The sequence below is a fragment of the Kluyvera sp. Awk 3 genome, assembly GCF_028069715.1.
Classification (GTDB): Bacteria; Pseudomonadota; Gammaproteobacteria; order Enterobacterales; family Enterobacteriaceae; genus Kluyvera; species Kluyvera georgiana_A.
Genome location: NZ_JANEWH010000003.1, coordinates 12,871 through 26,051, shown reverse-complemented (window position 1 = coordinate 26,051; position 13,181 = coordinate 12,871). Strand labels below are relative to the sequence as shown.

At 57.5% G+C, this 13,181-nt stretch carries 7 protein-coding genes; 6 read left to right on the top strand and 1 reads right to left on the bottom strand.

The features are described 5' to 3' along the window. Nucleotides 1-9 precede the first annotated feature (9 nt). From bcsB to NNN71_RS01340, 6 genes are all read left to right on the top strand, one after another. Nucleotides 10-2,313: a cellulose biosynthesis cyclic di-GMP-binding regulatory protein BcsB gene (gene bcsB / locus NNN71_RS01365; protein ID WP_271457712.1), complete on the top strand. Its 2,304-nt coding sequence runs from the start codon at nt 10-12 to the stop codon at nt 2,311-2,313. Between the two features lie 6 nt (nt 2,314-2,319). Then, complete coding sequence (gene bcsZ, locus NNN71_RS01360) at nt 2,320-3,417, top strand: cellulose synthase complex periplasmic endoglucanase BcsZ (protein ID WP_163446845.1); 1,098 nt, start codon at nt 2,320-2,322, stop codon at nt 3,415-3,417. Beyond that, a complete protein-coding gene (bcsC, locus tag NNN71_RS01355; protein WP_271457711.1) occupies nt 3,399-6,695 on the top strand; it encodes a cellulose synthase complex outer membrane protein BcsC in 3,297 nt (1,098 codons plus the stop codon). Before bcsZ ends, bcsC begins: the two co-directional genes overlap by 19 nt. Nucleotides 6,696-6,843: 148 nt before the next feature. Continuing rightward, nucleotides 6,844-8,853 (top strand): biofilm formation regulator HmsP, encoded by a 2,010-nt coding sequence (gene hmsP / locus NNN71_RS01350; RefSeq protein WP_167574862.1) that lies wholly within the window; start codon nt 6,844-6,846, stop codon nt 8,851-8,853. 151 nt (nt 8,854-9,004) lie between these two features. Next, nucleotides 9,005-10,291 carry a dicarboxylate/amino acid:cation symporter gene (locus NNN71_RS01345; RefSeq protein ID WP_163446840.1) on the top strand — a complete coding sequence of 429 codons (1,287 nt, stop codon included), beginning with the start codon at nt 9,005-9,007 and terminating at the stop codon, nt 10,289-10,291. 228 nt (nt 10,292-10,519) lie between these two features. After that, nucleotides 10,520-12,010, top strand: a complete 1,491-nt coding sequence (locus tag NNN71_RS01340) for a M16 family metallopeptidase (protein ID WP_163446838.1) — start codon at nt 10,520-10,522, stop codon at nt 12,008-12,010. A 216-nt stretch (nt 12,011-12,226) separates the two neighbouring features. On the opposite strand, the gene NNN71_RS01335 is transcribed toward NNN71_RS01340, so the two are convergent. Further along, nucleotides 12,227-13,156 (bottom strand): sugar kinase, encoded by a 930-nt coding sequence (locus tag NNN71_RS01335; RefSeq protein ID WP_271457710.1) that lies wholly within the window; start codon nt 13,154-13,156, stop codon nt 12,227-12,229. Nucleotides 13,157-13,181 lie beyond the last annotated feature (25 nt).

Below are 13,181 nucleotides of genomic sequence, written 5' to 3'. Positions count from 1 at the left end.
GATTATGCGATGAAAAGAAACCTTTCCTGGATTTGTGCAGTGGCAGTGGGTATGGGCAGTTTACTGCCGCTCACGACGCATTCAGAAACGACGCCAGAGGTGTCGGTGACGCCCACCGTTCAGCAGGACGCGACAGCGCCTACGCCTGACGCCGCGCCGGTGGTGGTGGAGGATGCGCCAAGCCGTGACGTAAAGCTTTCTTTCGCCCAGATTGCGCCACCGCCGGGCAGCATGGTGCTGCGCGGTTCGAATCCGGACGGTGGCGTGGAGTTTGGCATGCGCAGCGACGAAGTGGTGTCTAAGGCGCTGCTTAACCTGACCTACACCCCGTCGCCGTCCCTGCTGCCGATTACCTCGCAGCTGAAGGTTTATCTGAACGATGAACTGATGGATGTCCTGCCGGTGACCAAAGAGCAGTTAGGTAAAAAAGTGACCGCGCAGATCGCCGTCGATCCGCTGTACATAACCGATTTTAACCGCGTTCGCCTGGAGTTTATCGGCCACTACCGCGATGTGTGCGAAAACCCGGCCAACAATACCGTCTGGCTCGACGTGGCGCGTAATAGCTCGTTGGATTTGACCTACCGCTCGCTGAAAGTGCGTAACGATCTTTCCCACTTCCCGGTGCCGTTCTTCGACACGCGCGACAACCGCGCGCTGGAGCTGCCGATGGTCTTTGCCGCGTCGCCCGATCTGCAACAGCAGCAGGCGGCGGGCATTATCGCCTCGTGGTTTGGCGCGAAAGCGGGCTGGCGTGGACAGAGTTTCCCGGTGCTGTTTAACACGCTGCCGGAGCGTAACGCGATCGTCTTTGCCACCAACGTTCGTCGTCCGGACTTCCTGCGCGATCATCCGGCGGTCAACGCGCCGACGATCGAGATGATCGACCACCCAGGCAACCCGTATATGAAGCTGCTGGTGGTGTTTGGCCGTGACGATAAAGATTTGCTGAAAGCGGCGCAGGGCATTGCCTCGGGCAACATTCTGTTCCGTGGTGATAGCGTCACCGTTGATGAAGTGAAGCCGCTGCGTCCACGCGTGCCGTACGATGCGCCGAACTGGGTCCGTACCGACCGCCCGGTCACCTTCGGCGAGCTGAAAACCTACGAACAGCAGCTACAGTCTACCGGGTTGGAGCCTGCCTCCATCAACCTGTCGCTGAATCTGCCGCCGGATCTGTACTTGATGCGCAGCACCGGTATCGATATGGACCTGAAATATCGCTACACCATGCCGCCCGTCAAAGACAGTTCGCGGATGGACATCAGCCTCAACAACCAGTTCCTGCAGTCATTTAACCTGGATAGCACTCAGGACGTCAACAAGCTGATGCTGCGCCTGCCGGTGCTGCAGGGCCTGCTGGATGGCAAGAATGACATTAGCATCCCGGCGCTGCGCCTGGGGGCGATGAACCAGCTGCGTTTTGACTTCCAGTATATGAACCCGATGCCAGGCGGTACGCTGGAAAACTGTATTACCTTCCAGCCGGTACAAAACCACGTGGTGATTGGCGATGACTCGACGATTGACTTCTCCGACTATTACCACTTCTTGCCGATGCCGGATCTGCGCACCTTTGCTAACGCGGGCTTCCCGTTCACCCGTATGGCGGACCTGTCCGATACGGTCATCGTGATGCCGAAGACGCCGTCTGAAGCACAGGTCAGCACGCTGCTGAATACCGTGGGCGTGGTGGGCGGACAAACCGGTCTGGCAGGCACCAGCATGACCATTGTCGATGAGGGTAGCCAGATTAAGAATAAAGATGCCGACCTGCTGCTGATTGGCTCTATTCCACAGCAGCTCAAAGACGACAAGCATATCGACCTGCTGGTCAATGCGACGCAAAGCTGGGTGAAAACGCCGGTGCGCCACCACGACCTGCCGAGCATCTATATGGATGAGGATGACCGTCAGGCCAGCGTGCAAACGGGCATTACCTCCTCAGGGCCGATGGCCGCGGTGGTGGGTTTTGAATCGCCTTATTACAAACAACGTAGCGTGATCGCCCTGTTGGCGGACAGCGCCAGCGGCTATAACTTGCTGAATGGCGCGCTGAACGACAGCGGTAAACGCGCGGCGATGTTTGGCTCGGTATCGGTGATTCGTGAATCCGGCGTCAGCAGCCTGCGGGTAGGGGATATCTACTACGTCGGCCACCTGCCGTGGTTTGAACGCGTTTGGTTTGCGCTTTCCAACCATCCGGTGCTGCTGGCTATCTTCGCGGCGATCAGCATCGTGCTGCTGGCCTGGGTACTGTGGCGTCTGCTGCGTATCATCAGCCGTCGTCGTCTGGATCCGGAAGACGAGTAAGCCGCGATGAAGATGCTGAGCTGGATCGTTCTGCTGTGCGCCCTTGGCGGTCAGGTACAGGCTGCCTGTGACTGGCCGGCCTGGGAGCAGTTTAAAAAGGATTACGTGAGTGCAGAAGGGCGGGTGATCGATCCCAGTGATTCTCGCAAAATCACCACCTCAGAGGGGCAAAGCTATGGGTTGTTCTTTGCCCTCGCGGCCAACGATCGTCAGATGTTCGCCACTCTGTTTAACTGGACGCAGAACAATCTGGCGCAAGGTTCACTGCGCGAGCATCTTCCGGCGTGGTTATGGGGTAAAAAGAGCGAAGAGGCATGGACGGTGCTGGACAGCAATTCCGCGTCTGACTCCGATATCTGGATTGCCTGGACGTTGCTGGAGGCCGGTCGACTGTGGAAAAACGACGACTATACCGATACCGGCAAAGCGCTACTGGCGAAGATTGCTGCCGATGAAGTGGTGAATGTACCGGGTCTGGGGCTAATGCTTCTGCCAGGACGCGTCGGTTTTGCCGAAGAGACGCGCTGGCGCTTTAACCCCAGCTACTTCCCTCCGCAGGTGGCGCAGTATTTCAGCCGCTTCGGCGCGCCGTGGACCACGCTGCGCGATACCAACCTCAAACTGCTGCTTGATACCGCCCCGAAAGGCTTTTCGCCGGACTGGGTGAGCTACGAAAAAGCAAAGGGCTGGCAGCTAAAAGAGGCGAATGTGATCGGCGGCTATGATGCGATTCGCGTCTATTTGTGGGTGGGAATGATGAACGACGCAGACCCGCAAAAAGCGCGTCTGCTTAAACGCTTTAACCCAATGGCGGCGCAGACCGCCCGGCAGGGGCTTCCCCCGGAGAAAGTGGCGATCGCCACGGGGAAAGTGACCGGTGATGGCCCGGTTGGTTTTTCGGCTTCACTGCTGCCGTTCTTACAGGATCGTGATGCTCAGGCCGTTCAGCGCCAGCGTGTAACCGACCATTTTCCCGGCGCGGATGCTTATTATAGTTATGTTCTGACCCTCTTTGGTCAGGGCTGGGATCAACACCGTTTTCGCTTCAGCGCCCGCGGCGAATTACTACCTGACTGGGGCCAGGAATGCGCAAGTTCACACTAAGTTTACTCACCCTCTCTCTGGGGCTGTCGTTGGTACAGCCGGTCTTCGCGGACACCTCGGCGGAAGAGCAGTTGCTCAACCAGGTGCGTCTTGGCGAAGCCAGCAAACGTGAAGATCTGGTGCAGCAGTCGCTGTATCGGTTAGAGCTGATTAACCCCAATAACCCGAAGGTGCTGGCGGCTCGCCTGCGCTACATGCTGCGTCAGGGGGATACCGCGGGTGCGCAGGCGCAGTTGAAAAAACTGGCGCAGGTCGCGCCCAATTCCACGGAGTACAACGCCTCGCGCGCGGAAATTGGTTTGAACACCGATGCCGGGCGTCAGTCGCTACAGCAGGCGCGTTTACTCGCCACCACCGGCCATGTGCCGGAAGCGCTGGCGGAGTATGAAAAAGCGTTTAACGGCCCGCCGCCAGATGGCGACTATGCCGTGGAGTACTGGACTGCGGTGGCGAAACTGCCCGCCCGGCACAACGAAGCGCTCAAACAACTGCAGTCGTTGAACCAGAAAAACCCCGGCAACGTTGGCCTGCAAATGACGCTGGCGAATACGCTCCTGGCCGACAACCAGCGCGATGCGGCATTTGCGGTACTCGAACAGATGGCGAAATCGGCGGGTGGTCGCGGACCGGCAGCCGACCTCTGGTTTAAGGCCATTAAAAACCAGCCTGCCAGCCCGTCCAGCGTGCAGGCGCTACAGCGTTACCTGTTAATTTTCACCAGCGGCGAATCGGCGGACAGCGCCCGTGCGCTGCTGGCCGAGCAGCAAAAACAGCTGGCGGATCCGGTGTTCCTTGCGAAGGCGAAAGAGGCCGAAGCTGAGGCGAATAAACCGCAAACCTGGGAACTGTACTGGCCGCTGATCCGCAAAGGCGACGCGGCGCTGAAAGCCAATAATCTGGCGCAGGCGGAGAGCTTCTACCAGCAGGCGCGTAAGCTGGATGCCACCGACAGCTATGCGGTACAAGGGCTGGGCGACGTGGCGATAGCCCGTAAAGATACCGCTGCGGCTGAGCGCTATTACCAACAGGCGCTGCGCCTTGACCGTGGCAACAGCGGCGCGGTGCGCGGGCTGGCCAATATCTATCGCGCCGAGTCGCCGGAAAAAGCGACCGCTTTTATTAATGGTCTCTCGGCCAGCCAGCGTCGCAGTATTGATGATATCGAACGCAGCCTGACCAACGACCGGCTTTCACAGCAGGCAGAAGCGCTGGAAAACCGCGGTGAGTGGGCGCAGGCGGCGACGCTTCAGCGTCAGCGCCTGGCGCTGTCGCCTGACGATGTGTGGATCACCTATCGCCTTTCCCGCGACCTGGTGAGCGCGGGGCAACGCGGCGAAGCCGACCGTCTGATGCTCAACCTGGCGCATAAGAAACCGACCGACGCCGATCAGGTTTACGCCTACGGGCTGTATCTCTCCGGCAACGGTCAGGATCAGGCGGCGCTGACGCATCTGGCCGCGCTGCCGTCGTCGCAGTGGACGGACAACATTCGCGAGCTGGATCAACGTCTGCGCAGCGACCAACTGATTGCTCAGGCAAACCGTCTGCGCGACGGTGGACAAGAGGCGCAGGCCATCGCGTTGCTGAAACAGCAGCCGGAGTCTGCACGCATTCATTCAACCCTCGCCGACTGGGCCCAGCAGCGGGGTGACAGCGCCGTAGCGTTGACCGAATACAACGCGGTGCTGGCGAAAGACCCTCATGATGAGGATGCCCACCTGGGGTTAGCGGAGGTCTACGCGGCTGACGGCAACGCATTGGCGGCGCGCCAGCAACTGGCCGAACTGCCGGCAGAAGGTGAGCGTTCGCTCGGTACCCAGCGCCGTATTGCGTTGGTGAGTGCGCAACTGGGCGACACGGGGGCGGCCCAGAAAATGTTGACCGCGCTGGTGCCGCAGGCAAAAGCGCAGCCGCCATCAATGGAAAGCGCGATGGTGCTGCGCGACGCGGCGCGTTATCAGGCGCAGGACGGCAACCCACAGCAGGCGCTGGAAACCTACAAAGATGCCATGGTGGCGGCGCAGGTTACCCCGACGCGACCGCAGGATAATGACACCTTTACCCGCCTGACGCGTAACGATGAAAAAGATGACTGGCTCAAGCGCGGCGTGCGCAGCGATGCGGCCGACCTGTATCGTCAGCAGGATTTGAACGTCACGCTGGAGCATGATTACTGGGGTTCCAGCGGTACGGGCGGTTATTCGGATCTGAAAGCGCACACCACCATGTTACAGGTGGACGCGCCGCTTGCTGACGGGCGAATGTTCTTCCGCTCCGATCTGGTCAATATGGATGCCGGGAGTTTCTCCACCGACAAAAATGGCTACCATAAGGAGCAGTGGGGGACCTGTGATTTAGCCAGTTGTCATGCTTCTGCGCATCAGAGCGATAGTGGCGCCAGCGTGGCCGTGGGCTGGAAAAATGATACCTGGAACGCCGATATCGGTACCACGCCGATTGGCTTTAATGTCGTCGATGTGGTCGGTAGCCTGAGCTACAGCAACGATCTCGGCCCGCTGGGCTACACGCTCAACGCGCACCGTCGACCGATTTCCAGCTCGCTGCTGGCCTTCGGCGGACAGAAAGACAACAGCAGCGGCGCACATCCCGGTACGACCTGGGGTGGCGTGCGCGCTAACGGCGGCGGTCTGAGCCTGAGTTACGATAAAGGTGAGGCCAACGGCGTATGGGCCTCGCTGAGCGGCGATCAGTTGACCGGCAAAAACGTCGCCGACAACTGGCGCGTGCGCTGGATGACCGGCTACTACTACAAGGTTGTCAACGAGAACAACCGTCGGGTAACCGTCGGGCTGAACAACATGATCTGGCACTACCAGAAGGATTTGAGCGGCTATACGTTAGGTCAGGGCGGCTATTACAGCCCGCAGGAGTACGTTTCCTTCGCCGTGCCAGTGAATTGGCGCCAACGCACGGAAAACTGGTCGTGGGAACTGGGGGGATCTGTCTCCTGGTCGCATTCACGTACGAAAACCGAGCCACGTTATCCGCTGATGAATCTGATTCCGTCGCAATGGAAGCAGGACGCGAGCGATGATACCAACGGCGGCGGCAGTAGCCAGGGCTTCGGCTACACGGCGCGGGCCCTCGTCGAACGTCGGGTCACGTCCAACTGGTTTATCGGCGCGGGTGTGGATATTCAGCAGGCCAAAGATTACACCCCAAGCCATGCGCTGTTGTACGTGCGTTACTCCGCCGCCGGATGGCAGGGTGACCTCGACATGCCGCCGCAGCCGCTGGTACCGTACGCTGACTGGTAACCTCATCTATCCTGATATAGGTATTCGTCTTATATAACCCGGCTTGACGCCGGGTTATAATTATCGCGCCAGAGTCCGTTTTGACTTTGCCGCCAGCCTCGTTATTCTCAATGCCTGAGCAATACGTTCGTACCTGTGGAGAGCTCTTTTGCGCGTCAGCCGTTCACTTACTATAAAACAAATGGCTATGGTTGCTGTTGTTACCATGTTGTTTTTGTTTATATTTTGCTTTATTTTGCTGTTCCATTTTGTGCAGCAGGATCGCTATAACACGGCTACGCAATTAGAGAGTATCGCGCGCTCGGTGCGCCAACCCCTTTCCGCAGCCATCCTTAAGGCCGATATCCCGGAAGCAGAGTCCATTCTTGGACGTATTCAGCCGTCAGGTATTGTTAGCCGGGCGGACGTGGTATTGCCAAACCAGTTTCAGGCGCTGCGCATGAGCTTTATCCCGGAACGCCCCGTTCCGGTGAGTATTACCCGTATTTTCGAACTGCCGGTGCAGATATCGCTGCCGCTCTATTCGCTTGAACGGCCGGCAAATCCGCAGCCGTTGGCCTATCTGGTGCTCCAGGCCGACTCCTGGCGTATGTATAAGTTTGTGATGAGCGCGCTGGCAACGATAGTGACCGCTTACTTTCTTCTGGTGTTGATTCTGACCGTTGCCCTGACCTGGTGTATTAACCGGCTTATCGTCAGGCCGCTGCGCAGTATCGCCTATGAGATTCACGACTTACCGGGGGCGGACCGCATCGGGCATCAGCTGACGCTGCCGCGCCTGCACCATGATGATGAAATTGGCACGTTGGTCCGCAGCTATAACCGTAACCAGCAGGCCCTGTTACGCCAGTACGACGAACTGAGCAGCCAATCGACCCGATTCCCGGTTTCTGACCTGCCGAACAAAGCGTTCTTGCTGGGGCTACTGGAGCAAAGTCTGGCGCGCAAAACGCCGGTGGCGCTGCTGGCGATTGCCTGCGAAACCCTGCAGGACACCGCAGGCGTACTGAAAGAGGCGCAGCGCGAAATGCTGCTGCTGACGCTCGCCGAGAAGATTAAACAGGTGATCTCGCCGCGTATGGTGCTGGCGCAGGTCAGCGGCTATGACTTCGCTATTCTGGCTTACGGCGTTAAAGAGCCGTGGCACGCCATTACATTAAGTCAGCAAGTACTTACTATCATGAATGAGCGTTTACCGTTGCAGGGGATTCAGCTCCGCCCGAGCGCCAGCATTGGTATCGCCATGTCTAACGATGGTCTGACGGCGGAGCAGCTTTACCGACGTTCACTCTCCGCCGCCTTTACCGCACGCCGTAAGGGCAAAAACCAGATCGAGTTCTTTGACCCTGAACAGATGATCAAGGCGCAGAAACGGCTGACTGAAGAGAGCGATATCCTGACGGCTCTCGATACGCAACAGTTTTCTATCTGGCTTCAGCCGCAGGTGGATACTGCCACCGGCAAGGTGTGTAGCGCCGAGGTGCTGCTGCGCCAGCGTCAGCCGGACGGTAGTTGGGCGTTACCCAACGATTTGATCGATAGCATTGAGTCCTGTGGCCTGATGGTCACCGTCGGCCATTGGGTGCTGGAAGAAGCCTGCCGTCAGCTGGCGGTGTGGCAATCGCGCGGCATTATGCTGCCGCTGTCGGTAAATATCTCCGCGTTGCAGCTGCTACACCACGATATGGTCTCCGACATGCTGGCGTTGCTTAACCGCTACCGCATCGCGCCCGGCACGCTGGTGCTGGAAGTGACCGAAAGCCGCCGTATCGACGACCCGAAAGCCGCGGTGGCGATCCTGCGTCCGTTGCGTAACGCCGGGGTAAGGATTGCGCTGGATGACTTCGGCATGGGCTACGCCGGGCTGCGCCAGTTGCAACATATGAAGTCGGTACCGGTCGACATCCTGAAGATTGATAAAATCTTTATCGACACGCTGCCGGAAGACGCCAGTATGGTATCGGCCATCATCCAGCTGGGGCGTAGCCTCAATCTGAAGATGGTGGCTGAAGGCGTTGAAAATGAAGAACAATATGCCTGGCTGCGTGCGGCGAGTGTGGATGTGTTGCAGGGCTTTCTGTTCGCTCGTGCGGTACCGCCGGAGGTGTTTGAGCAGGATTATCTTGGCCAGGAGAAATCGCTGTTACCGAGTCACTGAACATAGCAATTGTGCGTGTCAGCTCAAAGATTTAACAATTAAATATCAAATCAACGTACAAATATTTCGATTATGTTTCTTGGATGTTATTTTGTGCTCACAGGTGAAAATAAACCCTACTTTTCCTGTGGCTATAGCTTAAGGACATCCTATGAAAACCTCTTTCTTCAAAAGCCTCTATTTCCAGGTGTTAACGGCGATAGTGATCGGCGTGTTGCTCGGTCACTATTACCCGGAATTGGGCGCGCAAATGAAACCGCTCGGCGATGCCTTCGTCAAACTGATTAAAATGATTATCGCGCCGGTTATCTTTTGTACCGTAGTAACAGGGATCGCTGGCATGGAAAGCATGAAAGCGGTTGGCCGCACTGGCGCAGTGGCGTTGCTGTACTTTGAAGTGGTCAGTACTCTCGCCCTGATTATTGGCTTGATCATTGTGAACGTGGTTCAACCCGGCGCCGGGATGAACGTTGACCCGGCGACGCTGGATGCCAAAGCGGTCGCCATGTATGCCGAACAGGCGAAAGATCAAGGGATTATCCCCTTCCTGATGGATATTATTCCGTCGAGCGTCATTGGCGCCTTTGCGAGCGGTAACATCCTGCAGGTGCTGCTGTTTGCGGTGATGTTTGGCTTTGCGCTGCACCGCCTGGGTAACAAGGGCCAGCTGATTTTCAACGTCATTGAAAGCTTCTCGCAGGTCATCTTCGGCATCATCAACATGATCATGCGCCTTGCGCCTATCGGCGCTTTCGGTGCCATGGCCTTCACCATTGGTAAATACGGCGTAGGCACGCTGGTGCAGCTCGGCCAGCTCATCATCTGCTTCTATATCACCTGTATTCTGTTTGTGGTGGTGGTGCTGGGTTCTATCGCCCGCGCGACCGGCTTCAGCATTTTCAAATTTATCCGCTATATCAAAGAAGAACTGCTGATTGTGTTGGGCACCTCTTCATCGGAGTCCGCGCTGCCGCGTATGCTCGATAAAATGGAGAAACTGGGTTGCCGTAAATCGGTGGTGGGGCTGGTTATTCCTACCGGTTATTCATTTAACCTCGACGGCACCTCGATTTACCTGACGATGGCGGCGGTCTTTATCGCCCAGGCGACCAACAGCCATATGGATATTTTCCATCAGGTGACGTTGCTGGTGGTGTTGCTGCTTTCGTCGAAAGGGGCGGCCGGTGTCACCGGGAGCGGCTTTATCGTGCTGGCGGCGACTATCTCTGCGGTGGGTCATTTACCGGTTGCCGGTCTGGCTTTAATTCTGGGTATTGACCGCTTTATGTCCGAAGCGCGCGCGCTGACCAACCTGATTGGTAACGGCGTGGCGACTATCGTGGTCGCGAAACGCGTGAAACAGCTGGATGCTCAGCAGATGGACGACGTGCTCAATAACCGTCCGACTGCGAAAAAACCGCACGAATTATCCTCTTAATCCTCCCACTTACGCCCGTACTCCCTTGCTGGAGTGCGGGCTCCTGCGCATAATTAGGCGGCGTCATGAATGGGCTGTGCTAGCCTATGGCTGTCGTGCATTTTATTTTTCTGAGCCATGTGACGTTTTTGCGATCGTGTGGTCTAACTGACGTATTTACTTCATTATTTTAGGCAATCGCTCTATGGCGGTTGTCTTTGTAACCAGGAACGTTCATCAGGGGTTCACATGCAGGGCACAACAATTCGACTTTTAGCCGGTGGTTTGCTGATGATGGCAGCGGCCAGCTATGTGCAGGCAGAAGCGCTCCAGCCGGACCCGGCCTGGCAACAAGGTACGTTGTCTAATGGCTTCCAGTGGCAGGTGCTTGCCACACCGCAGCGCCCGAGTGACCGTGTAGAAATCCGGCTCTCTATTGATATTGGTTCGCTGAATGAAAGCGCTCAGCAAACCGGCTTTAGCCACCTTATTCCTCGTATTGCGCTGACCCAAAGCGGCAGTCTGCCAACCATGCAGGCGCGCTCGATGTGGCAGCAGGGTATTGACCCAAAACGCCCGCAGCCTCCTGCGGTCGTCTCGTATGACTACACTCGCTTTAACCTAAGCCTGCCAAACAACCGCAGCGATCTGCAAAAAGAGGCGCTGAACTGGCTGGCCAGCTCGTTGGGCAAACCAAACATCACCCAGGAAAGCGTGAATTACGCGCTGAGCGTGCAGGATATGGTTGCGACCTGGCCGCAGGATACCAAAGAAGGTTGGTGGCGTTATCGCCTGAAGGGGTCGACGATGCTGGGTCACGACCCGGCTGAACCACTGAAAATGCCGGTGGATGCGAAGCAAGTCGCCGAGTTCTATCAGAAATGGTACACCCCGGACGCCATGACGCTGATTGTGGTCGGCAACGTCGACAGTCGTGCAACAATTGAACAGATTAGCAAAGCCTTTGGCGAGCTGAAGGGCAAACGTGAAACGCCGGCAGCGCTGCCGACGCTGTCTCCGCTGCGTCCGGAAGCGGTGAGCATTATGACCAACGCGGTCCGCCAGGATCGTTTATCCATCATGTGGGACGCGCCGTGGACGCCAATCCGTGAATCGGCAGCGCTCCTGCGCTACTGGCGCGCCGATCTCTCCCGTGAGGCGCTGTTCTGGCATGTTCAGCAGAAGTTGAGCCGTACCAACACCAAGGATATCGGGCTGGGCTTCGACTGCCGCGTGTTGTACCTGCGCGCGCAGTGCGGCATCAATCTGGACTCACCGGGTGAAAAGCTGGAAAACAACCTGGGGCTGGTGGCGCGTGAGTTGGCTAACGTTCGTGATAATGGCCTGCCGCAGGATGAGTTTGATGCGCTGGTGGCGCAGAAAAAGCTGGAGCTGCAAAAGCTGTTTGCGACCTACGCGCGCATGGATACCGACGTGCTGATTAGCCAGCGTATGCGTTCACTGCAAAATCAGGTGGTGGATATCGCGCCGGAGCAGTACCAGAAGCTGCGCCAGAGTTTTCTCGACTCGCTGACGGTGGAGATGCTGAATCAGGATCTGCGTCAGCAGCTTTCGCAGGATATGGCGCTGATTTTACAGCAGCCAACCGGCGAGCCTGAGTTCAATATGAAGGATCTCCAGGATACCTGGGGCAAGATCATGCTGGCGGAGAAGACGGAGTCGGCGGCGGCAGTGGATGAAAGCCATCAGGATGTGACGGATATTCCTCCGGCGCAGTAATTTGTCCGGTGCATGCCCCTCACCCTAACCCTCTCCCCAACGGGGAGAGGGGACCGATCGTGCAAATGCTGACGTCCGATTTTCTCCCACGCACATTCTGCTTTTCTCCCTCGCCCCTTTGGGGAGAGGGCCGGGGTGAGGGGAAACTTCCTCTCCCAGCCTCCAGACGAAAAAAAACCTCTCCCAACCGGAAGAGGTTTTTTCATACCCGAAACTTTACGCAGGCATTGCGTCGCGCGGAATAATCGCCCCACGATGCTGAATCACGGTGCTCGCCGTCAGGTGGCCGCGTTTTGCTGCCGCCGTTGCATCGCCGCCGGTCAGGCGCACGGACAGGTAGCCTGCGCTGAACGAGTCACCTGCCGCCGTGGTATCCACCACTTTCTCTTTCGGCAGTTTAACCGCCGGCACGTCTACCAGCGCTTCACCTGCGATGGCTACCAGGCAGGAGTCTGCGCCGCGTTTCACCACCACTTCGCTCACGCCAGCGGCCTGAGTACGGGCAATGACTTCTTCAACCGGCTTCTCGCCCCACAGCGCGTCTTCGTCGTCGAGGGTCAGGAAGGCGATATCGGTGCATTGCAGCATCTGCTGGTAAACCTGCTGCGTCTCTTCTTTGCTTGCCCACAGGCGCGGACGATAGTTGTTGTCAAAAATGACCTTACCGCCGTTCGCGCGGCACTGCTTCAGCAGCGCCAGCAGTTTTTCGCGGCTGGCCGGGCTTAAAATCGCCAGGCTGATGCCGCTCAGGTAGAGATAGTCAAAGCTCGCCAGCTGTTCGCAGATGGCGGCAGACTGCTCGCTCTCCAGCCAGAATTTAGCGGCAGCTTCGTTACGCCAGTAGTAGAAGGTGCGCTCGCCGGTATCATCGGTTTCGATGTAGTACAGGCCCGGCATGCGGTCGCTCATGCGTTGAATCAGGTCAGTTTTGACGTTCTCTGCCTGCCAGGCGTCCATCATCTGCTGGCTGAATGTGTCGGTACCCAGCGCGGTCACGTAGTTGACGCTGAGTTCTGCAGGGGAGACCTGACGCGCGATATAGACGGACGTATTTAAGGTGTCGCCGCCAAAGCCGCGGTTAACTTGTGCGCCCTTCTCGGACAGTTCAATCATGCATTCGCCAATCACGGCAATTTTTTTGGACATAGTCATCAACCTGATTCGGTAAATT

What these genes read in the sequence shown, in the direction of transcription:
- bcsB (WP_271457712.1), top strand. Translation starts at nt 10, where the DNA reads ATGAAAAGAAACCTTTCCTGGATTTGTGCAGTGGCAGTGGGTATGGGC.
- bcsZ (WP_163446845.1), top strand. Translation starts at nt 2,320, where the DNA reads ATGAAGATGCTGAGCTGGATCGTTCTGCTGTGCGCCCTTGGCGGTCAG.
- bcsC (WP_271457711.1), top strand. Translation starts at nt 3,399, where the DNA reads ATGCGCAAGTTCACACTAAGTTTACTCACCCTCTCTCTGGGGCTGTCG.
- NNN71_RS01345 (WP_163446840.1), top strand. Translation starts at nt 9,005, where the DNA reads ATGAAAACCTCTTTCTTCAAAAGCCTCTATTTCCAGGTGTTAACGGCG.
- NNN71_RS01340 (WP_163446838.1), top strand. Translation starts at nt 10,520, where the DNA reads ATGCAGGGCACAACAATTCGACTTTTAGCCGGTGGTTTGCTGATGATG.
- NNN71_RS01335 (WP_271457710.1), bottom strand. Translation starts at nt 13,156, where the DNA reads ATGTCCAAAAAAATTGCCGTGATTGGCGAATGCATGATTGAACTGTCC.